The following is a 23783-nucleotide window of genomic DNA, read 5'->3' on the forward strand; positions in this document are numbered from 1 at the left end:
ATGTCCTCCGTTATCGCCGGTTAGGGCTTTTTCACGGGATACGTGATTCCCGTATCATCAGGTTCGCGGGAAGCTATGGACCTGTCAAATCTTTCCTAATAATAATTGGAATGTATCAAAATGTTTCCATACGAGGTCTACCAATGCTCCAATCAGCAGACACCTTTCACAGATCCCGTGACACATCGGTCCTTTTGAGGTCTGGGCTGAACCTTATTCAACAGGCCTTATCGATCTACAGCGATGACCTCACATTGACTGTCGCCAACCAACGGTTTCGCGCCATGTTTGGACTGCCGGCACATTTAGCTGAACCTGGCGCAAGCTTTTCCGAGACCATTCGGTTTCTGGCCGAAACCGGAGAATATGGCGAGATTTCCGATGTCGGCGCGTTTGTCGAAGAGCGTGTGCAAAAGGCGCTGAACTTTGAGCAACACTATATAGAGCGCAAACGCGCAAGTGGCCGCTGGGTGTCGGTTGAAGGTGGACCATTGCGCCAAGGCGGATGGGTGACGGTTTATACCGATATCACCGACATCAAACGCCAAGAAGAAATGCTGCGCACGCGGTCCGATGAACTGTCTGGTCGCTTGCTGGACCGATCCGAAGAATTGGCCCGCACCAACCGTGCATTGGAGGCCACGATTAGCCGCCTGCATGAGACCCAACAGCACCTTGAAGTCGCGGAAGCGCGGGTTCGTCTGGCCGCCGAAACCACACCAGCCCATATTGCACGTCTAGATCTACAAGAACGCTATACCTACTCCAATCAACGCCTCCCCCTACCCGCGGCCAATGGTGCCTCTGATCTTGTCGGACACACGGCCCACGATATCTTGGGCGCAACGGTTTACCAGCAAATCGCACCAGCACTGCACTCCGCCTTTGCGGGCAATGCGAAAGTGGTTGAGTTCTCCTCGCCCCATGATGGCCGACTGATCCGATCAGCCTTCACACCGGACACCAATTCCTCCAATGCAGTGACGGGCGCTTATGTTTTGTCGATGGACATCACCGCATCGAAGCAAGACACCCCACCCTCGCCCGAGGCCAGCGGCACTGTCGCGAAGTTTGGCCCTTGGATGGTAAAGTTCGAGCTGTTTGAGTTGCATCCAGAGGATGGCTCCCAACCAGAGACGCTAACCTTGGCCGAAGCGGCCTTGTTACGCTTCTTCCTAACCAGGCCCAATCGGCTTTTGACTCGTCAGGATATTTTCGACGCGCCCGATATCCGGCTAGAATCTGCGCGGGCGCTGGATGTCCGCGTCTCTAGGTTGCGCCAAAAGCTGGGCGATGATGCCAAATCGCCCAAGCTGATCCGCACCATTTACGGTGCCGGTTATATCTTTGTGAGCGACGTAGAATGGCAAGGTTAGACTAGCCAATCACTCCGCCGTCACCGCGCCTTCTGCCTTCTCAACACGCACTGCGGCGAATTTAAATTCGGGGATTTTGCCGAAAGGATCGATCGCAGGGTTGGTCAAGATATTCGCCGCCGCTTCCACATAGGCAAATGGCAAGAACACCATGTCAGGCGCCACCGCACGGTCAGATCGCGCCATGACGTCCACACTGCCCCGACGCGTTGTCAGCGTCAGCATACCACCCGGTTCCACCCCCAGTTTTCGTAGGGTTGAGGGATGCAAAGAGCAGTTTGCCTCTGGCTCTACCGCATCCAACACAGATGATCGCCGCGTCATGGAACCTGTGTGCCAATGCTCCAACTGGCGGCCCGTTGTTAGGATCATCGGGTAGTCCGCGTCCGGCGCTTCATCCGGTGCAATCACATTAGCAGGCGTGAACTTCGCGCGCCCCTCGGCCCGAGGGAAGCCATCACCAAACACAATCGCTTGCCCCGGATCAGTTGGGGACAGCGACGGGTAGGTCACCACGTTCTCATTCATCAGGCGATCCCATGTGATGTTGTCCAGCGAACCCATATTCATCTTCATCTCTGCAAAGACATCTGCGGGGCTCTCATAATCCCAGCCAAGGCCTAACCGCTTGGCCAACTCAACCTCAATCCACCAATCCTCTTTCGCTTCACCGGGGGGCGGCACAGCAGGGCGGCCCATCTGCACCTGACGGTTGGTGTTGGTCACGGTGCCCGATTTTTCTGCAAAGGCGGATGCGGGAAGAATCACGTCGGCATAATTGGCAGTCTCGGTGATGAAAATATCCTGCACCACCAAGTGATCCAGTTTCGCCAAGGCATCGCGCGCATGTTCCACGTCGGGGTCGGACATCGCAGGGTTCTCACCAAGGACATACATCGACTTGATGTCGCCTGCATGCACGGCATCCAAAATCTCGGTAACCGTCAAACCCTTTTCGCTGGAGAAATCTTCCGTCCCCCAAACGTCGGTAAACGCAGAGCGCACGCCATCGTCCATCACGCTTTGGTAGTCAGGCAAGAACATCGGAATAAGCCCCGCGTCGGAGGCCCCTTGCACGTTGTTCTGCCCCCGCAACGGATGCAAGCCCGCGCCGGAGCGCCCGATTTGCCCCGTCATGAGTGCAAGGCTGATCAGGCAGCGCGAGTTATCCGTGCCGTGGATGTGTTGCGATACCCCCATGCCCCAGAAAATCATCGCAGCCTTCGCCCCCGCAAAGGTACGCGCCACGTCGCGAAGCATCTCAGGTTCGATGCCGCAAATCTCGCTCATCTTTTCGGGGGTGAAATCTGCCAGATGCGCCTTCTCGGCCTCCCAGTTTTCGGTATAGGCCTCGATGTATTGCTTGTCGTAGAGACGCTCCTCGACGATCACATGCATGATCGCATTCAGCATGGAGACATCAGCCCCGGGGCGGAATTGCAGCATATGTGACGCGTGGCGTTTCAACGCCTGTCCGCGCGGGTCCATCACGATCAGCTTGCCGCCGCGTTTGACGAATTGCTTAAAGTAGGTCGCCGCCACTGGGTGGTTCTCGGTCGGGTTCGCGCCAATGACGATGGCCACATCCGCGTTCTCGATTTCGTTGAATGTGGCGGTAACCGCACCAGAGCCTACGTTCTCGATCAAGGCCGCCACGGACGACGCATGGCAAAGCCGCGTGCAGTGGTCCACGTTGTTATGCCCGAAGCCTTGGCGAATGATCTTTTGGAACAGATACGCCTCCTCGTTCGTGCATTTGGCCGAGCCGAAGCCTGCCACTTCGCGACCACGGCCTTTCATGCCGCCCGCCGCTGCATCCAATGCTTCGTCCCAAGTGGCCTCGCGGAAGACCTCGCGCCAATTGCCAGGATCGACGTTCAAGCCCTTTGCGGGGGCATCGTCGCGGCGGATCAATGGCTTGGTCAGGCGGTGATCGTGATGGATGTAATCAAAGCCGAAGCGGCCTTTGACACAAAGGCGTCCCTCGTTCGCCGGCCCATTGATGCCGTCGACATATTTCACTTTGCCGTCTTTGACCTTCAACGAAATCTGGCACCCAACGCCGCAGAACGGGCAGATGCTTTCCACTTCGCTGTCAAAATCCTTGCTGTCCCCGACTTGGTTCTCGTCGGTCACATTCGCAGGCATCAACGCCCCCGTCGGGCAGGCCTGCACGCATTCGCCACACGCCACGCATGAGCTATCCCCCATCGGGTCCGCGAAATCGAAAGTTGGGTAGGCGTCATGGCCACGGCCCGACATGCCGATCACATCGTTTACCTGTACCTCACGACACGCCCGCACGCATAAACCGCACTGTATGCAAGCATCCAAGTTCACCGACATCGCGACATGGCTGTCATCCAGCAGCGGAATACGGCCCTCCTCTAGCTTCGGGAAGCGGCTCTCCGACACGCCTTGCATCGCTGCCATATCCCAAAGGTGGGAGGATTTGTCGTGGGCGACGTCTTGCTCCGGCTGGTCCGCGACCAGCATTTCAACAACCATCTTACGGGCAGTTTCGGCGCGGTTGGAATTGGTGGTCACAACCATGCCTTCGGACGGCTCACGAATGCAGGAAGCCGCCAAAACGCGCTCCCCTTCGATCTCAACCATGCAGGCGCGGCAATTGCCATCGGGGCGATATCCCACTGCGGGTTTGTGGCACAGGTGAGGGATCACAAGGCCACGACCATTGGCCACGTCCCAAATGCTTTCGCCTTGTTGGGCCTCTACCTGCTCGCCGTCGAGCATGAATTTGATCGTGTCAGTCATTGGCCTGTCTCCCTACGTACGCCAAGTTAAACCACCCCGAGCGCCATTTCAGAGCATCAAGCGCGACCTCAAACACCGTATTTGCGTCAGTCTGTTTCCCATCAGCGTAGGGGTGGCGCGTATCGGCGGAGTGACGTAAGCCTTATCGTAGCACGCAAAAGGACGCTGACATGACACATCTTTGGGTACGTTCCGAGAGCCGAGACCACGAGCAACGCGTAGGCGTCACACCCGAAGGCGTCGCAGCATTGATGAAAGCTGGTCTGCGCGTCACGGTAGAAGAAAGCGCCACCCGCGCCCTGTCTATCGACGGATATGCCGCAACAGGTTGCGCGATTGCACCCGAGGGCAGCTGGACCAGCGCACCCAAGGACGCCATCGTATTTGGCCTCAAGGAATTGCCAGAAGACGGCACGCCCCTGCCGCACCGCCACATCATGTTTGGCCACGCCTACAAGGGCCAGCCATCGGGTCGCGTCTTGTTGGACCGTTTCAAAGCAGGCGGCGGCGCGCTGTATGATCTGGAGTATTTGGTGGGCGAAGACGGTCGCCGCGTCGCGGCCTTTGGCTATTGGGCAGGATACGCGGGTGCCGCCGTAAGCTTGCTGTCGTGGATCGCCCAGCAGCAAGGCGTCACCGCAGAGCCCGTTGGCGTCTACCCCTCTTCGCAAGCCATGCAAGACGACTTGCGTGACCGCCTCAAGCCCGTCGGAGAAACCCGACCGACCGCGTTGATCATTGGGGCCTTGGGCCGCGTCGGCTCCGGTGCGACGGACCTTTGTGCTTCCATGGAAATACCTGTGACTAAATGGGACATGGCCGAGACCGCACATGGTGGACCTTTCCCCGAAGTGTTGTCGCATAGCATATTCCTGAACTGCATTCTGGCCCGTCCCGGCACGCCTGTCTTCGTTCCGGAAACCGCAAAAACCGCCCCCCGCGAATTGTCCGTCATCGGCGACATCGCTTGCGACCCTGATAGCGATTTCTCCCCTATCGAGGTCTATGATCGCGTCACCACATGGGATGCGCCAGCCTTACGAGTTCACGATGCACCAGTGCTGGATGTCACCGCCATCGACAATCTGCCCTCGATGCTGCCCGCTGAATCCTCGGATGACTTCGCCGCGCAATTGTTGCCCAGCCTTCTGGCGTTGAAAGACTTGGAAAACGGCGTTTGGGGGCGTGCAAAAGCGACCTTTGACGCGCATCTGTAGGTTAATCTTTGGGCTGTTCTAAAGGGACAACATTTGTCTCAGCTGGGGCAAGTTCTTCGAAGTCGAAGTTGTCCAACCGATCCGCACGTTTTCCTGCGCGGGTCGCGGCAGTCAGGACGCCCGCAACATCATCACCGGCTTGGCGCAAATGCGTCTCTAACTTGCCAGCTTTTTCGCCGATGATCTCAACGTCGCGATGCAAAAGGCGCAGCGCCTTGCGGATTTCGCCCGCCTGCTCGCGCATCCGCGAGTCCTTTAAGATAGACCGCATCGTGTTCAGCGTCGCCATGCAGGTCGTAGGTGACACGATCCAAACCCGTGCTGCAAAGCCTTCGCGCACAATGTTAGGCAAGCGGGAATGCAATTCGGCATAAACCGCCTCAGACGGCAGGAACATCAACGCGCCATCCGCGGTTTCGCCCTCGATCAAGTAGCTATCCGATATCTTCTTGATGTGCACCCGCACCGCTTGTCCCAATGAGGTCAAGGCGCGGGCTTTGTCCTCTTTGGTTTCAGCCGCGACAAGTGCCTCATAGGCTTCCAGCGGGAACTTCGCATCAATCACAATCGGACCCGGAGGGTTCGGCAAATCGATCAGGCAATCAGCCCGTTTGCCATTAGATAGGGTCGCTTGGAACGCATAGCTATCCGAGGGCAGCGCCTTGGACACGATGTCATTCAATTGAATTTCCCCAAACGCCCCACGGGTCTGTTTGTTCGATAGGATGTCTTGCAATGACAAGACGTCGCCCGAGAGTTTTTCGATGTTGGTTTGCGCCTTGTCGATGGTTTCCAGCCGCTCTTGCAATTGCGTCAACGACTTGGTGGTTTTCTCCGAGGAGCCATGCAGGGTTTCGTTCATGCGTTCTTGCAGGTCCGACAGTGAGCGCGCGGACTTCATCGCGTTCTCATGCAACCGTTCCGCCATCTTGTGCTGTACTTCGGCCAGCCGCACTTCCATCGTTTGAATTGTCATACTTTGGCTTTTCGACAGGCTCTCCAAGCCACCGGTAAGCTGTGCCTGACCGTTACCAAGGTTCTGCACGGTTTGGTTCAACTGCCCCATCTGCATCATCATCGGCTGCGCCATATTCGCCGCACGCCCGGCGGATCGCACAACTTTGATCAACAAGATCACTATCAGCAAAACCACGGCCAAGCCGACCAAAGCACCAATCACCAGTGGGTCATCCCACTGCAAAACACTATCGCCAAACTGTATCATGTGCGTCCGAATAGCCGTTCAATATCGGCCAGTTTCAGCTCCACGTAAGTGGGGCGGCCGTGGTTACATTGGCCCGAGTGCGGGGTGGCCTCCATCTCGCGCAAAAGGGCATTCATCTCATCAGCGCGCATCCAGCGACCAGAGCGGATAGAGCCATGACACGCCACGCGGCTTAACACGGCTTCGATCTTGTCGGCCACCAGTTGCGTGTCGCCAAGGTCATCCAATTCGTCGAGGATGTCGCGCACCATGGCTTCGGCGTTGACCTCCCCCAAAATGGCGGGGGTCTCACGCACTGCGATGGCCCCTGTGCCGAAAGGTTCCAACGTCAAGCCAAGCTTTGACAGGGCCTCCGCGTGGGTCAATAGGACGGCAGCATCCGCGTCTGACATCTCGATGATCTCGGGGATTAGCAGCGCTTGCGCTGCGACGCCGTTCTCCGCCATTTGGATCTTTAGCTTCTCATACACCAAACGCTCATGAGCCGCGTGTTGATCGACGATGACCATCCCATCCTTGGTTTGCGCAATGATGTAATTCTCGTGCACCTGCCCGCGCGCCGCGCCAAGCGGCTGATCGGCGGGTGTCACGGGCTCAGGCTCGACCACATCAACGCGGCTGTAGACCGCTTGGGTCTCCGCAAAACCTTGCATCTGAGGGTCCGGTGCCTGCGCCTGATAAGAGGCCCGCAACGCCCCCTGCGATGGCCTGTCCATTTGGTAGACCGGACGATCCACACGCTCCGGCTGGAAGGCCCCCAAGGTTGCATTCGCCACGGTGGTAGAGGCGCGGTGCCCCGCCTCCGCCAGCGCATTTTTCAGCGCCGACACGATCAAGCCTCGCGCCAGCCCTGGGTCGCGGAAACGCACTTCGGCCTTGGCAGGGTGGACGTTGACGTCGACCTTTGTTGGCTCCAACTCCAAGAACAGCGCCACAACAGGGTGGCGGTCGCGGCTCAGGAAGTCCGAATAGGCCCCTCGCAATGCGCCCACCAACAGCTTGTCGCGCACAGGACGGCCATTGACGAACAGGAATTGCGAGATGCTGTTGCCCCGCGAATAGGTCGGCAAAGCGGCATATCCGGTCAAGGTGATGCCTTCACGCTCGGCGTCAATCGGCAAGGCGTTGTCGGCGAATTCCGCCCCAAGGATGGACCGCAAACGCCCGCTTAGCGCATCAAACATATCGCCCGTCTGAGCGTCGGCGCGGAAGGTCACGCGCCCTTTGTCGTCTCGCGACAAGTCTCGGACCGTGAAGCCGACGTAAGGCTCCGCCATGGCCAGCTTTTTCACCACATCAGAAATCGCGCCCATTTCGGCGCGGTCGGTGCGCAGGAACTTTAGGCGCGCGGGCGTCGCATAAAACAGGTTCCGCAGCTCAATCACAGTGCCCTTGGACAAGGCGGCGGGCGTCACCGGTCCCATCTCACCGCCATCGACAACGATCTTCGCGGCATCCTCGCCCGCGATGCGCGAGGTAATTGTCATACGGCCCACGGCGGCCATGGAGGGCAATGCCTCCCCCCGAAATCCAAAGGTGTGGATGTTCAGAAGGTCTGTGCCGTCAATCTTGGAGGTCGCATGACGTGACAAAGCCAGCGGCAGATCTTGCGCGGGAATGCCGTGGCCATCGTCAGTGACGCGGATCAGCGTTTTGCCACCGTCTTTGACGCATAGCTCGATACGGGTAGCACCCGCGTCGAGTGCATTCTCGATCAGCTCCTTCACCGCAGAGGCGGGGCGCTCTACCACCTCGCCCGCTGCGATACGGTTAACGGCAACCTCGTCGAGTTGCTTGATCTGGGGCCGCTTCGCGGGCTGGCTATCGCCTATGTTGGGGGTCTGAGCGTTCATGCCCCAAGTGGTAGCACGCCAACTCCCGATTCGGCCACGAAACTTACCTAGTTTGACGCATCCAAACCTACCGGCTGGCCAACCACCACAAAATGCAGGTTTTCTGGCTTCAGCATCCGCTTGGCGACACGCTGGATGTCCTCCAAGGTTACGGCCTCTACCTGCGCATTCCGGTTGTCGATGTAGTCAATCGGCAAGGCGTCAAACTGCATCGCGGCCAGAATGTTCGCAATCCGCGCATTCCCGTCAAAGCGCAATGGGTAGGCACCGGTTAGGAATGTTTTCGCCTTAGACAGCTCGTCCTCGGTGACGCCATTCTCGGCCATCTTGCTCCATTCATCGCGGATCACTGATATGGCCTCGGCCACCGTCTCATTGGACGATGACACCTGCCCCATCATCAGGTTCACATGCTCGCGCAGCGCGATGTAGGAATAGACGCCATAGGTCAGCCCGCGCTTTTCGCGAACCTCATCCATCAGCCGTGAGCCGAAACCGCCCGAGCCTAGAACTTGGTTCATCACAAAGGCTGCAAAGAAGTCCGGATCGGAACGTGCGATGCCGACATGGCCAAACCGCGCGACAGATTGTGGGGTGTTATATGGAACCACGGTCTCGCCACCCTTTAGCAAGAACGGTGCGTCTTCGGGCATCTCAGGACCAGTCGCAGGCAAGCTGCCCAACAAAGTGTCTAGGATTACACCCAAGTCTTCCTCTGAGATATCGCCAACTGCGCCTACGAACATACGATCGCGGGTCAACAAATCCTTATGCGAGGCTATCAGGTCTTCACGGGTTAGCGCAGCTACGGACTCAGCCGTGCCCTCAATCTTCGTGCCGTAAGGGTGATCACCATGCGCCAAAGCCGCGAAGTTTCTGCTCACGATATCGCTGGGGTCTTCTTCATCAGACGCGATGATCGACAACACCTGCCCGCGAACACGATCAACGGCAGACTGGTCAAACCGCGGCTCGTTTATCGCTTTGCGCAACAGCTCAACTGATGCATCGCGGTTCTCGGTCAAAAACTGCGCGGAGATCGAGAACCCATCAGCGGAAGCATCAAAGCCGAATTTCAACGCCAGTTCCTCTGTTGCCAACGCGAAAGCGGTCGAGTCCAAATCACCTGCACCCTCGTCCAGCAAGCCGGACATCAAGTAGGCCGCACCGCGTTTGCCCTCAGGGTCCAAGGACGCCCCGCCTTTGAACCGGATTTCCAAGGCAGCAAAAGGGATCGAGCGCTCCTGAACCAGCCAGGCTTTTATGCCACCAGGAGAGGTGACTTCCTTAATGTCGATCGCTGCCGCAGGCATCGCGATCAACGCGAAACAGGTCGCCAGTACTACACGGATCATTGGGACACCTCTTGCGTTTGTGGCTTACGGAACCAGCCGGTCACCGATTTCTTTCGATCGAACACCAAGCGTGCGGCGTCCATGATGTCGTCTTCCGTCACGGCCTCCAAAATCGCGGGCCATTCTTGCACGTCCTGAACGGTCAGACCTGAGGTCAGCGCCGCACCATATTCGCGTCCAAGGGAGGTCACATTGTCTTGCCCATATATTAGCGAGGCACGGATTTGCGATTTCACGCGTGCCAAATGTGCTGAATCCACGCCATCTTCCATGAACTGCGCCACGACTGCGTCCAACTCGTCCTCGCCTTCTTGCAGGGTCAAGCCGGGGGCGGGCACGATATACAAACCGAAGGTTGTGTCGTCGTAGTTCATCCCTGAATAGAAGGCGGAGGTATAGACTGCCTTGTTGCTATCTAGCTGCAACGCACGACCCAGAACGGACGTCTGACCACTGCCGCCCAAGATTTCTGCCAAAATCGTCAGTGCGGCGGCCGTTTCCTGATCGCCGGCATCACGCTCTGGCGCAAGGTAGCTGCGAACCACATAGGGTTGCGCGGCTTGTGGATCTTCATAGACCAAGCGGCGCTCAACGCGTTGTGGTGGCTCTTCGGGGCGCTGCCGCTCCTCTAACCCTTCGGTCGGGGCAATCGGTCCGTAGTATTTCTTCGCCAACTCTTCGACCTCTGCAGGGTCAACATCGCCAGCCACAACCAAGACCGCCGAATTTGGCGCGTAGAATTTCTGGTAGAAAGCCAGCGCGTCTTCGCGGCTGAGCTCTGTCATCTCGTGGCGCCAACCAATGATCGGGCGGCCATAAGGATGGTTGAGATACTGCGCGGCGTTGCGTTGCTCGCTGAACAATGCGCCCGGGTCGCTGTCGGTGCGCTGCGCGCGTTCTTCGAGGATAACCTTACGCTCGGTCGTTACGTCCTCTTCGGTTAGGCGGATGTTGCGCATGCGGTTGGATTCCATGCTCATCATCAGTTCCAAACGATCCGCGGCGATGCGCTGGTGATATCCGGTGTAGTCCCAAGAGGTGAACGCATTGTCAGAGCCGCCATTGGCCGCCACGATGGCAGAGAACTCGCCGGCCTCCAGCTTGTCGGTAGCCTTGAACAACAGGTGCTCCAGGAAGTGGGCGATGCCGGACACGCCCGGGTCCTCATCTGCGGCGCCAGCTTTGTACCACAGCATATGCATCACAACCGGTGCGCGGTGATCCTCGAGAACCACAGCCTCTAGGCCATTCTCCAGAGTAAATGTTGTGACATTCTCTGCACTCAATGCGGGGGCAGTCATCATGACTGGGGCAAGCAGACAAGCAATCAGGCGGCGCATAAGCATCCCTTCAAAAACGTTAATCTAGAAAACATGGCAGCTAAGGAAAATAATTCAACCTAAGCCACGGCCTTGTGACCGTATGTTTATTCCTCACCCTCTGGTGGGGCAGAATTTGTGCGCACACCTAGGCGACGAAGACGCTCTAGCTCCGCGTATTGGTCCAAGGATTCTTTGCGGTACGCCTTAAAGTAGACGTTCACGTTAAACAGACGCTCCAACAGGCGGCCATCGTTCTTGCGGCGGAATTCAACATCTTCGGACGCCAAAGCGCTGCGAATGTCGGGGGAGACCCCATATCGCGAAGCATGATTAACCAAGCCACCATCGCTGATGCCTCCGTTAGGATTGCCACCCAAAGCCACAACTGCATCTTCCAGCGGCGTCACATCAGTGCGATTTGTACCGTTCTTGGTAGGCGTCGGCAAAGCGGAGTAATCATCAGGTAAAGTCAGCGGCTTTTTGGGGAGGACTGCGAATTCGTCCGGCCCACCTGTTTGATTAGATTTAACGTTCAGCAGTTGCGGCTGCTTCTTCCGGTCACACGCCGATAGCGCCAGTACGGCGCAGACCATCCCAGTAAGGATCATCGCTTTGCGTTGCATGAAAGGCCACTCCTGCTCTTCTTTTGAGGGTGTTTTAGCGCAATCCGTCGCGGGCGTCACGAGGCTTATTTACACAGATCCTTGTTCGTCCTTGGGTTTGTCGAAAATAACCAGCGCGAAGGCCCCTGCAAAGATGAATATATCGGCCACATTGAACACAAACGGGTTGTTGATCCCGCAACACGACATGTTCAGAAAATCCGCCACCGCGCCGTAGATCACGCGGTCCAAAGCGTTCGCCAGCGCGCCACCGATAACCAACCCTGCACCCATATGAGCAATCGGGCGTTCCAAATTGCGATTGCCCCACCACAGCAGGAAGCCGGAAATCACCACCGCTAGTGCTATCAAAACGACGCGCATAATTTCTGGATTGTCGGACAAAAGCCCAAAGTTAATGCCCGGGTTCCACCCCATGCGGAAATTCAGCAAGGGGGGGAACACGTCGATTGCTCCGACCTGCAGCAGGTTCATTTTATGAACCACCGCCCATTTGGACAGCTGGTCGATCCCGAAGGCGGCCAATGCAGTAAGGAGCATAATCCGCATGATTAGTGCCTAAAGTGGCGCATGCCGGTGAAGACCATCGCCAGCCCCAGCTCATCCGCCGCCGCGATCACTTCGTCGTCACGCATAGAACCGCCCGGTTGGATCAGCGCTGTTGCACCGGCCTCAGCCGCAGTTTGCAAGCCGTCCGCGAATGGGAAGAAAGCGTCCGACGCCACGGCAGAGCCGATTGTGCGTGGCTCTGTCAGCTTCAGCAGCTCGGCCACGTCTTGGGCTTTGCGTGCTGCAATGCGCGAGCTGTCGACGCGGCTCATTTGCCCCGCACCAATGCCCACGGTGGCACCATCTTTGACGTAAACAATCGCGTTGGATTTGACGTGTTTCGCCACGCGCCACGCAAACAACATGTCGGCAAGTTCCTGCTCAGTCGGCGCACGCTTGGTCACCACTTTCAGGTCATCCGGCATAATGCGGCCATTGTCTTTGTCTTGCACCAGCAAGCCGCCCGACACTTGGCGCACAGTCAATGCTGCGGCCACCGGATCAGGCAGGCCAGCGGTTGTCAGCAAACGCAGGTTCTTTTTCTTGGTGAAAATCTCGCGGGCCGCGTCATCTGCACCCGGTGCAATAACAACTTCTGTAAAGATGCCGCTGATCGCCTCGGCAGTTTCGCCGTCCAAGGGTTGGTTCACCGCGATGATCCCGCCAAACGCCGATGTCTGATCACATTCGAACGCCTTGTTATAGGCCTCCGCAACAGTCGCTCCACGGGCCACGCCACATGGGTTCGCGTGTTTGATGATCGCAACAGCTGGGCCGTCTTTTGGATCAAACTCAGCCACCAGCTCAAACGCGGCGTCGGTGTCATTGATGTTGTTGTAGGACAGCTCTTTGCCTTGATGCTGCTCGGCCGTTGCCACACCCGGACGCGCGGAGCCATCGGTGTAGAACGCGGCTTCCTGATGCGGGTTTTCACCGTAACGCAAGGTTTGGGCGATTGTACCCGCAAAAGACTTGCGGCGCGGCGTCTCGCCCAATGCGCCAGCCATCCAGTCGGAAACCGCAGTGTCGTAGGCGGCGGTGCGCGAATATGCAGTCAGAGCCAAACGCTGACGGAAGGCATAGGAGGTCGCACCATCTTGTGATGCCATCTCGGCCAATACCGCATCGTAATCTTCAACGTCGGTGACCACGTTCACGAACTGGTGGTTCTTTGCCGCAGACCGCAACATCGCAGGGCCGCCAATGTCGATGTTCTCAATGCAGGTCGCATAGTCCGCGCCTTTGGCCACGGTTTCTTCAAACGGGTACAGGTTCACAACCAGCAAATCGATCGCGCCAATGCCGTGCTCCTTCATGGACCCAACATGCCCCTCGTTGTCACGCAGCGCCAAAAGGCCGCCATGCACGATTGGGTGCAATGTCTTTACGCGACCATCCATCATCTCGGGGAAGCTTGTGACCTCGGACACGTCTTTCACATCAAGACCCGCGTCGCGGATTGCGGCGGCAGTACCTCCTGTGGACAGCAGCTCAACGCCGTGGCCTGCCAAGGCGCGGGCGAATTCAATCAGGCCGGATTTATCGGATACAGAAAGCAGCGCGCGGCGCACGGGTACGAGGTCGGTCATGGTGGTCCTTCAAGCTTCAAGCAGCAAAGATTAAGTCAACGCCAGCTTCGGGTCCTTATCCACGTCACGCAAGTAAGACGGAGTGTCCTGCGCTTTAGCCAAAGACCAACTGACTTGGCTCGCATACTCCATCATGCGGGCAGATAAAACGATCTGTTTGGACGCACGGGGCTTTAATCGCCCTTTTTCTAGGTAAACACTGGGTTCAATCGCCATTTTCACGCCAAATGACGGCCTAAACACCCAGATCTCTCCGCTTTTTAGCGCCAAAGACACCGCCGTGCCCGCCATATCAAGCGAGGCATCGACCTCTGGGTGCAAATGGAATCGGATCGAATAGTTCACACCTTGGAGCGCGACCTTGTCCATATGCGCCTCGAACCGGATACGGTTAGGGTCTGACAATGCCGCCAAACTATCCTCGCCGGTGACGCGGCGGCCATCGCTGCTGACCTCCATTTTACGCACATGGGTCAGGCCGTATTCTTTGGCATAGCTATCGTGGCTGGCAATGATCTGGCTGGCGTCATCATTGGTTTCGCGCTGCTCGGTCACCCGCGACGGGCCTTGGCTTAAGAATTCGCCATGCAATTCGGCCTTCAACTTGGCCGAGGACACACCGTCAATCGACAAGGTGGAATGCGACGGCGTTGCACGCCCCGCGCGGCGCCAATCCGCCCCGAAAGGTGCCCCAGAACCACAATTCACAATCAGCGCTCGCCGCCCCGATGTAAGCTCAAAGGCCAAGGTGCTGGCGTGTGCGGCACGTGATGCCTTGCGCGCAGGTGGCGCGCTGGCATCAACAACAACTGTCGTGCGCCCACCTTGCAGGCGCGCATATCCCATAGACAAACTGCTTGAGTGCGCGGCCTTCACGCCCGATTGCGCCAAAGCATGATCCAAACGACCCTCCAAGCCGCGACCGCCACCATGAAAACGCGCCAAGCCACCATCCGCATGGCGCAACGCACGCAGGGTTGGGGCGATGCGCTCAATTGCATCCAAATGCGCGGGCAAAGGTGTACGACCTGCCTCGGTCAATGCCGCTGCAGCCCATGTAAGTAAGGTGAACACTTCCAACAGCTCTTCTGGGTTGCGTGTTGGGATGCCCCCTTCGGCGTCGATCTGATCGGCACATTCCCGCGCCAATGCATTGGTTGACGGCACCGCAAAGCGTTCCATCCCTCCTAGACTAAGAGAGGCATAAAGCAGGCCCGTCAAAGCCTCAAAGCGCGGCAAGCCACGCGAAGCCACTGACCACCTGCGGCCCAGATAGGCCGTCTGATGCGCCAGCGACTTATAATAAACGTCATTCGTCTCAGGCGTCTGCCCACTCATCAAAAACAGCGCATGGTTGATCCAGCGGATCAGCCTGCGACCCGTCAAATCAGGCGACCAGCCGAGGCCACGACCACTACCAAATTGTGCGATCCATTCATTCGTCCAAGCCTGCGCCATGAGACGCGACTTCCGGTCCCCGACGGCGGCCAAATCATCGAGCCACGTGAAACCATTGAGCTCAGCCTCAAACATCGCATCTGGCGGGGTGATCTCCCAAACGGAATTTCCCTCAGCCTGTACCAAGTGCCCGCCGAATTGGAAGTTGCCCGCCGCTAGCTGCTTGCCCTTAGCGAAGGACCCGATTGTGCGTGGCTCTGGCTGCGACACGAAACCAGTCGCTTGCGTGCCCATGCCGCTTAGTCGCGCATGAACCTTGTCCATAAACGTAATGTTGCGCTCCACTCCTGCGAGTGGTGCGACTTTTGCCTCAATGCCCATATCACCGACTTTTCGTCTGCTTCTTATTGCCCGTGATTCTACGCGGGCATTGCAGAGCTGTCACCGATTATTCAGGTTTGCGCATCGCAATCATGAAAAAGCCGTCCATTCCGCCACGGTCTGCCCAGTAGCTTGGCGACAGGCGCAGGCCCCCAACGCGGCTTCGCCACTCAGGCTCCAGCCCCGGCAGATCAGGCTCTATTTCCGTTAAACCATGGCGTGCCATGGCAGTTTTGGCCTGACGCTCGCCCTCATCGAACAGCAAGGAGCAGGTGCAAAATACCAATCTCCCGCCCGGCTTGAGCAGGCTCACGGCTGTGTCGATCATGTCACCTTGCAGCGCGAATAGCTCGTCCAAGAGCGTTCCGTCCTTGGCATAGGGCAAATCGGGGTGGCGGCGGATCGTACCTGTGGCCGAGCATGGCGCATCCAGCAAAATCGCATCGTAGAGCACATCATCGGGGGTGTTCAGCGCGTCCTCGACCATCAGCTTGGCGGTAAGTCCCGTGCGTTGCAGGTTCTCCTCGACCCAGCCCATGCGGTCCGCCGAAATGTCCAACGCCGTCACATCAGCGCCCGTGGCTGCCAGTTGCATCGTTTTGCCACCGGGGGCTGCGCACATATCTAGCACGGCCTCGCCTTTTTGCGCGTTCAACATGCGGGCCGCAATGGCGGCAGCCGCGTCTTGTATCCACCACGCGCCTTCGTCAAACCCAGGTAAATCAGTCACCTGCACAGAGCGGGTCACCCGCAGGGAACCTGTTGGCAACACCTCTGCGCCCAATTGCTCGGCCCAATGTTCCGCCTTGTCCTCGTCGCGCAGGGTGATGTCCAAGGGGGCGCCCGCGAGATGCGCGGCCTCGATGCCTTGCGCCGTGGCCTCGTCAAACAGATGCACCACGCGGGGGCGCAGCCATTTGGGCATGGGGGAGGCAGGGATGTCGCCCCACATTTGCGGGCCTTCGGTTGCAACCTTGCGCAACACCGCATTCGCCAGTCCCGCCATGCGAGGTGAGCGGCCCGAGCGCTTCATCAGGTTCACCGCACTATCGACGACACCGTGCGGGGCCTCACCTTCGACACATAGCTCCACCACCGCGAGGCGCAGGATATTCAGCGCCACATCAGGGGGCATCTTTTCCACGAATTGCGAGATCACCACGTCAGCCCGACCCAGCTCACGCAGGGTGGTCGTCGCCAAACGCTGCGCACGGGCGCGGTCAGAAGGCTCCAACCGGTCCAACACGCCACTGTTTAGCAAAGCGGAGAGTTGTTCGCGCTCTTCGGTGACACCGCGCAGCAATTGAACGGCGGCTCGGCGGGCGTGTAGGCCCGAAGTGAGTGAGGTGTGGTCTTGCGTCATACTTGTCTCCTTGCCCAAGGGCCGTATATCAAGTGCAGGACCGGAACAAGGACGCGGAACATGACAGACAAAGAAGACCTGCCCCCAGCGGCACTTCGCGCATTGGAAGAAGCTGCTGAACGCAAGAAGGCTGCAAAAGATTTGGAGCTGCCCTCAGAGCTGGGCGGTCGCGATGGGCCGGAGCCGGTTCGGTATGGCGATTGGGAACGTAAGGGAATTGCGGTCGATTTTTGACGGATGTCTGTTTTAAGCCCAGAATGGACATGGGACGTGACACAACAATGATAACTTCAGTCCAATTTGCTTCTCCTCTATCATGGGAGGTGACGCAGAATATTTTCATGTACTCATAGAGGTTCCATGGAGGGTAATTTAGAAGTTAACGAGAGTTTTGTACTCCGCAGGATCCTTGGCGGGGTATTCTTTCTGGTGGCGTTGCCCGTCTTGTTTTTTGCTTTTTTTGCTCTCACCGCTAACGCCTATCTTTGGGCCGCGTTGTCACTGGGCTTCGGACTCCTTTTCATGAAAGTGGCCCATTCAGCGTTTCGCTTTGGCCATTCGCCTCGTGTCCGTTTGCGCGTTGGAGATCAAGGCTTATGGATACTTCCAGATGAAAGCGACTGGAATTTGTTAAAGGAGCCAAAGGCAACCCCTGTGACCCTCTCCTGGAGCGAAATTCACGGCGTTGATGATGGCGGCGTGTTCTATGGTTACCGACGACTTCGTTTTTCAAACGAAGACACAGACCACCATCTCAATACGACTTTTCTAGATTCCAATGCGCGTTCCGTGGTGTCTGCGATTGATCAAAAGCTGAGGCAGAATCGCAAGCAGCTTGTGGAACAGAAAATTGTGCTGGTTGCACGCAGCGGTAGATGGCGCGTTGCGGTTGACAATTCACCCGAAGAGTAGGGGAATTGTCTTAGGCTTGTTCTGCTGTAACTCGACAGCCGCCGATCGAAAAATTGTGGTGAGCGGCAACTACGCCCATCGGTGGTTTACCCGTCGCTGTTGTCGCGAAACCCAACGACCGGATTGTCCGCAGAGCAATCGCTGCTAAAGCCCCAACACATCCAGCATATTGTACTCACCCGACGCCTTGCCCTGCCCCCACAGTGCGGCCTTCAACGCCCCGCGCGCGAAGATCGCGCGGTCGGTGGCGAGGTGCCGCAACACGATGCGTTCGCCATCTGCAGCAAAGATCACATCATGCTCGCCCACCACATCACCACCACGAATGGCCGTGAAGCCGATGTCGCCAGCGTTCCGCGCTCCTGTGATCCCGTCGCGGCCACTGTCTTTGACGTCGGCCAGCTCCACGCCGCGCCCTTCGGCAGCGGCCTCGCCCAGCATCAAAGCCGTGCCGGACGGCGCGTCGACCTTGTAGCGGTGGTGCGCCTCGACGATCTCGATATCGAAATCCTCGTCCAAGGCGGCGGCGACTTGCTTGGTCAGTTGCACCAGCAAGTTGACCCCAAGGCTCATGTTGCCAGCCCGCACGATTGTGGCATTAGCAGACGCCGCTTTGATCTGGGTCAGTTCATCATCGCTAAGGCCGGTTGTGCCGATAACATGTACCGTACCCGACTGCCCCGCCATCTGCGCCATCGCGATTGTGGCTGTGGGCGTGGTGAAATCAATCACCGCGTCGGCGTCTTTCAACACGGTCATTGCATCGGACACTACGGGCACGCCCATCTCAGACTGGCCCATGGCGACGCCTAAGTCTTGGCCCACCCAAGGGTGGCCTTCACGCTCTGTCACGCCGACCAAATGCGCGTGATCCGAGGCCTCCACGGTCTCGATTAGCATTTGCCCCATACGGCCAGATGCGCCTGTGATCACGATACCTGTCATTGCGATGCCCTCATATACTATAGCTTTATGGGTGTAGGACCTGTTGCAAGGGACTGGCAAGGGGCTTAAGTGCGGGACTATGGCTAAGAACTCAAAATTCGCGGGCGCAGGCCCATCGCAACGGCAACTTCGTGTGGGCGAGCTTATTCGGCGCACCTTGTCGGAGATATTGAACCGTGGGGAAATCCATGACCCTGACCTGAATCGCTTGTCGATTACGGTCAGCGAGGTGCGCGTCACACCCGACCTGCGCATCGCGACGGCCTTTGTTTTGCCCTTGGGTGGCAAGAACAAAGAAGAGGCGATTGCCGCCCTTGCCCGTAACAAAGGTGAGATCCGGCATGTCATCACCAAGCAGATGTCCGTGAAGCATTCGCCCGACATCCGCTTCTTGCTGGACGACACGTTTGACCGCATGGATGAGACCAACAAGCTGTTCGCATTGGACGCGGTGCGTCGCGATCTGGCAACCGATGACGATGCTGACGAGGGTTAAATACGCGCTACTGGCCTGCTTGATCGCAGGCCCTGCGGCGGCAGACGGTTGCCGCGATGTGGAGCATTTGGGCGACAGCTACACCGTTTGCACCGTAGAGAACGCCGCCACCTTGGACCTTTGGCTGAAAGACAGCGACGGCTTCGTGATTGGCGAATTCTTCGACCTAGAGACGCATGTGGCCGAGCAAGGCCAAACCCTGACATTCGCGATGAACGGCGGCATGTACCACGCGGACCGCCGCGCGGTTGGCTTATATGTCTCGGGCTTTCAACAAGAGGCCCCGATCGTGACCCGCGAGGGGCCGGGAAACTTTGCTCTTTTACCCAACGGCGTGTTTTGCGTGGCCGACCAGAAAGCGCAAGTGACCGAGAGCCGCAAATTCGCGGCCAACCCACCCAACTGCCGCATTGCCACTCAATCGGGACCGATGCTGGTGATCGATGGTAATCTTCACCCGAAGTTCACCCCCGACAGCACCTCTAAGAAACGGCGCAATGGGGTTGGTGTGGACACAAACGGGCATACGCATTTTGCGGTTTCCAACGGGTTTGTCCGCTTCCACGACTTTGCCACGCTGTACCGCGATGTATTGGACAGCCCCAACGCGTTGTTCTTGGATGGTACCGTATCGCGACTGCATTCCAACGCGGATGGGCGATCCGACCCCGGCGCACGAATGGGGCCGATTATTGGACAAGTTCTTCCCTCGCAGTGAGGCTAGGGATTGACGCCCAAGCCGCCTCGCAATAGCACGCGATCTTCGAATATCAGGAGCACACCATGGGACGCCGCAAAAAAGGCCGCGATATTTCTGGCTGGGTCGTCATCGACAAACCCGCCGGCATCACATCCACTTCCGTGGTGAACAAAGTGCGTTGGGCCTTTGATGCTAAGAAAGCGGGCCATGCTGGAACCCTTGACCCTGATGCCACTGGCGTTTTGGCCGTAGCACTTGGCGAAGCCACGAAGACCGTGCCTTTTGTGACAGATGCGATGAAGGCCTACCGCTTTACCGTGCGGTTGGGGCAATCGACGAACACCGACGACGCCGAGGGCGAAGTTCTAGCACAAAACGACGCCCGCCCCACAGATGACGAGATCGCGGCGGCCCTGCCTGCGCTAACCGGCGATATCATGCAGGTCCCACCAAAGTTCTCGGCCGTCAAAATCGACGGGCAACGCGCCTACAAGCTGGCACGCGACGGCGAAGACGTGGAAATTGCCGCGCGTCCTTTGTTTGTAGAAGAACTGACCTTTATCGGACGCCCCGACGCCGACCATGTCACGTTGGAGATGGTGTGCGGCAAGGGCGGCTACGTGCGCTCTATCGCGCGGGATTTGGGCGAGGCATTGGGGTGCCACGGACACGTGCGCGAATTGCGCCGCACATGGTCCGGACCGTTTGATGTGGAAGACGGCGTAACACTGGAAGAGTTGGACGCCGTTGCCAAGACTGACGAAATTATGGAGTTCCTTGGCCCCTTGGAGATAGGACTGGCTGATTTACCCGAATTGCCCACCACCGAAAGCGGCGCGGTAAAACTTCGCAACGGGAACCCCGGCATGGTGATCGCCTCTGACGTTGAATACGGTGACGAGGCATGGGCATCGCTGAATGGTCAGGCCGTTGCCGTAGGTCGCTTCAAGGCAGGTGAGTTACATCCATCGCGGGTGTTCAACATCGCAGTTCTGTAACAATCGCCCTTCAAAACAGGGGCTCCTCGCGCAGATGTGGGGTATTGTTTCACTAAACCCACCTGAATTGTTACAATACTCGCGCCTTAAACACGCTGATCACGCGTTTTCGTGAACCGTATATTCAATTGCACACACGAACTGCATAAATGGCTCAACACATCTAATCAGGAACACATCATGCAACGACAAATCTGGACCATCCTTCTTGCCGGTGCCCTTGCCACAGTCGCATTCGACCTATTCGGCCAAGGCCTATCCCCATTCTTTGGCTTCTCCAAACTCGCACCCGTCGGCCTAGCAACCTCCACGCTAAAATCTGTGTTTGGCTCTATCCCCAACGGCACTGGGCACATCGTCCACACGTTAACGGGCATGATTGCCTACCCACTTGGCTACATGCTGGTGGCTCGCCCAATTCAGCTTAAGGTCCTACCAAGCCTGCACTGGGCCTTGACGGCCACTGCATATGGCATCGGTCTGTGGGTCTTCGCCCTGTTCTTTATGGCCTACCTGATTGCTGGGAACGCACCATTCCTTGGTTTCACGGGCATCACTTGGGTCGCCCTATGGGGGCACATCGTCTACGCCTTGGTTGCAGCCTACGTGATCGAGCGCGGACCCTTCGCGGGCAAAGCTGAGGCTTGAACCCTTAATCATGGGCTGGCACAAACTGGCCCATGATTACCCGCACACATATGAAAGACGACGCCGCATCGACAGCTGTATATTCGGACTGCGAAAATTACCGCTACACGTTGACCCGCGTTTGGGATGAAGGGGGCCGCAAGGTCTCCTTTGTTATGTTGAACCCCTCCACCGCGACGGAAGTACAAAACGACCCCACGGTAGAGCGATGCGAGCGGCGCGCTCGTGCTTTGGGGTTTGGCGCATTCCGCGTTTGCAACATCTTCGCATGGCGCGACACCGACCCCTTCAAGATGAAAAAAGCCACCGACCCGATTGGTGACGCGAATGACGCGGCCATTTCCGAGGCCTGCGTTTGGGCGGATACGGTCATCGCAGCATGGGGCACTCATGGAGAGCACATGAAGCGCGGGCCCGAGGTAGAAGCCTTGATGCGAAGCACCGGAAAGCCGTTGTACCATCTTGGACTAAGCAAGGCGGGTCATCCCAAACACCCCCTCTACATTGCCTACGTCAAGCAACCCGAACTTTGGGATTAAGACAAAAGAAAACCCCGAAACGATGTCACCGTTTCGGGGTCAATTCTTAACCTAGAAAATGTGAGGCGATTTAAGCCGCGACAGCTTCCCCGTTGGCTTCATCAGCCTCCGTTACGACAACAACTGGCACGACCTCTTCGACCTCAACGACCTCTTCAGCTGCCTCATCATCCGCCAAGGCTTCTTCAATCTCGGCGCCGACACCGACACCGGCATCGATTGTAACATCAATAGCCAGCCCATCAACGAGCTCGATATCGTCTACCGTCAGATCACCAGGGGTTTCAATGTTCAGCACAGTCACGCCGTCCATTGTCACACTTGCGGATCCATCATCATTTGCCACCAACTCAACAACTGGAGTGTCACCGTCCATGCCGTCGTAACGAAGCTCGATTACATCCTCAGCAGAGTCGAAGTCTGTTACCGTGCCCGCAGTTCCATCGTTAATGAAAGTGCCAGTTGCAAAGGTATCGGCTCCCTCGCCACCAAAGGCGGTATCGCCGTTCCCAATGTAGATGAAGTCGTCGCCTTCGTTGCCAAAGAGATCATCGGCGCCATCAACCTCAGTTGTTAAGGCGGCGTCTTCAAAGGTCGTTCCGAAGATGAAATCATCGCCTTGGCCGCCGCTCACAGTGTCTTCACCCAAATTACCGACCACGAAGTCATCGCCGAGACCACCGGCCACGAAGTCATCGCCAACGCCGCCGCCAACAAAGTCATTACCTGCACCACCGGCCAGCGTGTCATCCCCTTCTTCACCGAAGAGGGAGTCGTTATCTGCTTCGCCTTCAAGGACGTCGTTTCCAGCACCGCCAAGTATACCGTCGTCGCCGTCACCACCACCGATCGCGTCATCACCTTCGCCGCCGCCTATGATGTCATCGTCAGCACCACCGCGGATTGTGTCCACGCCCGCACCACCCGAGATTATGTCAGCACCCGCGGCCCCGACGATAGTGTCATCGCCGTCCTCGCCCGAGAGTGTATCATCACCTTCGCCGCCGTTAATCATGTCATCGCCCAAGCCGCCGACTATGGTATCATCGCCAAAGCTTCCGCGCAGATCATCGTCACCTTCGCCACCGTCGACAGTGTCATCACCAATGCCAGCTGCAACGACGTCATCGCCTGCGAGACCGGAAATAGTGTCGTCGCCGCCGTGACCTTCTATAATATCGATTTCAATGGTGCCGTTGATTACGTTGTCATCGTTATCACCAATCACACCGTCAATCGGATCCGCGGCATCAGTTTCTTCGACAGCGGCACCCCCATTGTCCGAATCAAAAACCGAACTCAATAGCCCAACGATGGCCAACAACCCTACTGCACCAAACATTTAGAAACCCCCTTAATAAGTTAACAATTCACGTTAACGTTATTTTAAGTTAAGTTTTTGCGACACCACCAGTGCTATTAACACAATTCTGCCAGATTTTTAATGATGCCGAGCACTTCTGTCTCTAAAAGCGAGCCAATCCTATGCTTAGCTGTATGATTGGCGACAAATCATACA

Annotated in this window: 21 protein-coding genes; 9 read left to right on the forward strand and 12 right to left on the reverse strand. The window is 57.4% G+C overall.

Features of this window, described 5'->3' with window-relative positions; all coding sequences use genetic code 11:
* Window positions 1-143 precede the first annotated feature (143 nt).
* Entirely contained in the window at window positions 144-1376 is a 1233-nt protein-coding gene (locus tag ABJN86_RS16215; protein WP_348367783.1) for a PAS-domain containing protein, read from the forward strand.
* Window positions 1377-1385: 9 nt separating this feature from the next.
* On the opposite strand, the gene fdhF is transcribed toward ABJN86_RS16215, so the two are convergent.
* Complete coding sequence (fdhF, locus tag ABJN86_RS16220) at window positions 1386-4151, reverse strand: formate dehydrogenase subunit alpha (protein WP_348367784.1); 2766 nt, start codon at window positions 4149-4151, stop codon at window positions 1386-1388.
* 170 nt (window positions 4152-4321) lie between these two features.
* Here fdhF and ABJN86_RS16225 point away from each other — a divergent pair, with 170 nt between their 5' ends.
* Window positions 4322-5368 (forward strand): saccharopine dehydrogenase, encoded by a 1047-nt coding sequence (locus tag ABJN86_RS16225; protein ID WP_348367785.1) that lies wholly within the window; start codon window positions 4322-4324, stop codon window positions 5366-5368.
* 1 nt (window position 5369) lies between these two features.
* On the opposite strand, the gene rmuC is transcribed toward ABJN86_RS16225, so the two are convergent.
* The 9 genes from rmuC to ABJN86_RS16270 all read right to left on the reverse strand — a co-directional run bounded on the left by rmuC (window position 5370) and on the right by ABJN86_RS16270 (window position 17026).
* Window positions 5370-6593: a DNA recombination protein RmuC gene (gene rmuC, locus ABJN86_RS16230; protein ID WP_348367786.1), complete on the reverse strand. Its 1224-nt coding sequence runs from the start codon at window positions 6591-6593 to the stop codon at window positions 5370-5372.
* A complete protein-coding gene (gene mutL, locus ABJN86_RS16235) occupies window positions 6590-8446 on the reverse strand; it encodes a DNA mismatch repair endonuclease MutL (RefSeq protein WP_348367787.1) in 1857 nt (618 codons plus the stop codon). Before mutL ends, rmuC begins: the two co-directional genes overlap by 4 nt.
* Window positions 8447-8493: 47 nt before the next feature.
* The gene (locus tag ABJN86_RS16240) at window positions 8494-9801 is read right to left on the reverse strand and encodes a pitrilysin family protein (RefSeq protein ID WP_348367788.1); all 1308 of its coding nucleotides are present in this window, start codon (window positions 9799-9801) and stop codon (window positions 8494-8496) included.
* Entirely contained in the window at window positions 9798-11147 is a 1350-nt protein-coding gene (locus ABJN86_RS16245) for a pitrilysin family protein (RefSeq protein WP_348367789.1), read from the reverse strand. Before ABJN86_RS16245 ends, ABJN86_RS16240 begins: the two co-directional genes overlap by 4 nt.
* Before the next feature lie 80 nt (window positions 11148-11227).
* Entirely contained in the window at window positions 11228-11746 is a 519-nt protein-coding gene (locus ABJN86_RS16250) for a DUF3035 domain-containing protein (RefSeq protein ID WP_348367791.1), read from the reverse strand.
* Between the two features lie 69 nt (window positions 11747-11815).
* On the reverse strand, window positions 11816-12295 hold the full coding sequence (lspA, locus tag ABJN86_RS16255; RefSeq protein WP_348367792.1) for a signal peptidase II: 480 nt from the start codon (window positions 12293-12295) through the stop codon (window positions 11816-11818).
* A 2-nt stretch (window positions 12296-12297) separates the two neighbouring features.
* Window positions 12298-13884, reverse strand: a complete 1587-nt coding sequence (gene purH, locus ABJN86_RS16260) for a bifunctional phosphoribosylaminoimidazolecarboxamide formyltransferase/IMP cyclohydrolase (RefSeq protein WP_348367793.1) — start codon at window positions 13882-13884, stop codon at window positions 12298-12300.
* A gap of 30 nt (window positions 13885-13914) precedes the next feature.
* Window positions 13915-15663: a heparinase II/III family protein gene (locus ABJN86_RS16265; protein ID WP_348367794.1), complete on the reverse strand. Its 1749-nt coding sequence runs from the start codon at window positions 15661-15663 to the stop codon at window positions 13915-13917.
* A gap of 67 nt (window positions 15664-15730) precedes the next feature.
* Complete coding sequence (locus ABJN86_RS16270; RefSeq protein WP_348367795.1) at window positions 15731-17026, reverse strand: transcription antitermination factor NusB; 1296 nt, start codon at window positions 17024-17026, stop codon at window positions 15731-15733.
* A 60-nt stretch (window positions 17027-17086) separates the two neighbouring features.
* Between ABJN86_RS16270 and ABJN86_RS16275 the strand changes: the two genes are divergently transcribed.
* Both ABJN86_RS16275 and ABJN86_RS16280 read left to right on the forward strand, forming a co-directional pair.
* Window positions 17087-17260, forward strand: a complete 174-nt coding sequence (locus tag ABJN86_RS16275; protein ID WP_348367796.1) for a DUF1674 domain-containing protein — start codon at window positions 17087-17089, stop codon at window positions 17258-17260.
* Window positions 17261-17386: 126 nt separating this feature from the next.
* Entirely contained in the window at window positions 17387-17938 is a 552-nt protein-coding gene (locus tag ABJN86_RS16280; protein ID WP_348367797.1) for a hypothetical protein, read from the forward strand.
* 144 nt (window positions 17939-18082) lie between these two features.
* Here the strand turns inward: ABJN86_RS16280 and dapB are convergent, their stop codons facing one another.
* The gene (gene dapB / locus ABJN86_RS16285) at window positions 18083-18883 is read right to left on the reverse strand and encodes a 4-hydroxy-tetrahydrodipicolinate reductase (RefSeq protein ID WP_348367798.1); all 801 of its coding nucleotides are present in this window, start codon (window positions 18881-18883) and stop codon (window positions 18083-18085) included.
* Window positions 18884-18962: 79 nt separating this feature from the next.
* Between dapB and rbfA the strand changes: the two genes are divergently transcribed.
* The 5 genes from rbfA to ABJN86_RS16310 all read left to right on the forward strand — a co-directional run bounded on the left by rbfA (window position 18963) and on the right by ABJN86_RS16310 (window position 22264).
* On the forward strand, window positions 18963-19379 hold the full coding sequence (rbfA, locus tag ABJN86_RS16290) for a 30S ribosome-binding factor RbfA (protein WP_348367800.1): 417 nt from the start codon (window positions 18963-18965) through the stop codon (window positions 19377-19379).
* The gene (locus ABJN86_RS16295) at window positions 19357-20097 is read left to right on the forward strand and encodes a phosphodiester glycosidase family protein (RefSeq protein ID WP_348367801.1); all 741 of its coding nucleotides are present in this window, start codon (window positions 19357-19359) and stop codon (window positions 20095-20097) included. The genes rbfA and ABJN86_RS16295 overlap by 23 nt, the downstream gene beginning before the upstream one ends.
* A 65-nt stretch (window positions 20098-20162) precedes the next feature.
* On the forward strand, window positions 20163-21077 hold the full coding sequence (truB, locus tag ABJN86_RS16300) for a tRNA pseudouridine(55) synthase TruB (RefSeq protein ID WP_348367802.1): 915 nt from the start codon (window positions 20163-20165) through the stop codon (window positions 21075-21077).
* Between the two features lie 180 nt (window positions 21078-21257).
* Window positions 21258-21725, forward strand: coding sequence for a hypothetical protein (locus tag ABJN86_RS16305; RefSeq protein WP_348367803.1), 468 nt, complete (start codon window positions 21258-21260; stop codon window positions 21723-21725).
* 32 nt (window positions 21726-21757) lie between these two features.
* Window positions 21758-22264, forward strand: a complete 507-nt coding sequence (locus ABJN86_RS16310) for a DUF1643 domain-containing protein (RefSeq protein ID WP_348367804.1) — start codon at window positions 21758-21760, stop codon at window positions 22262-22264.
* 70 nt (window positions 22265-22334) lie between these two features.
* Here ABJN86_RS16310 and ABJN86_RS16315 read toward each other — a convergent pair whose 3' ends face one another.
* Window positions 22335-23606 (reverse strand): calcium-binding protein, encoded by a 1272-nt coding sequence (locus tag ABJN86_RS16315; RefSeq protein WP_348367806.1) that lies wholly within the window; start codon window positions 23604-23606, stop codon window positions 22335-22337.
* Window positions 23607-23783 lie beyond the last annotated feature (177 nt).

This window comes from Litoreibacter sp., assembly GCF_039974535.1.
Taxonomy (GTDB): domain Bacteria; phylum Pseudomonadota; class Alphaproteobacteria; order Rhodobacterales; family Rhodobacteraceae; genus Litoreibacter.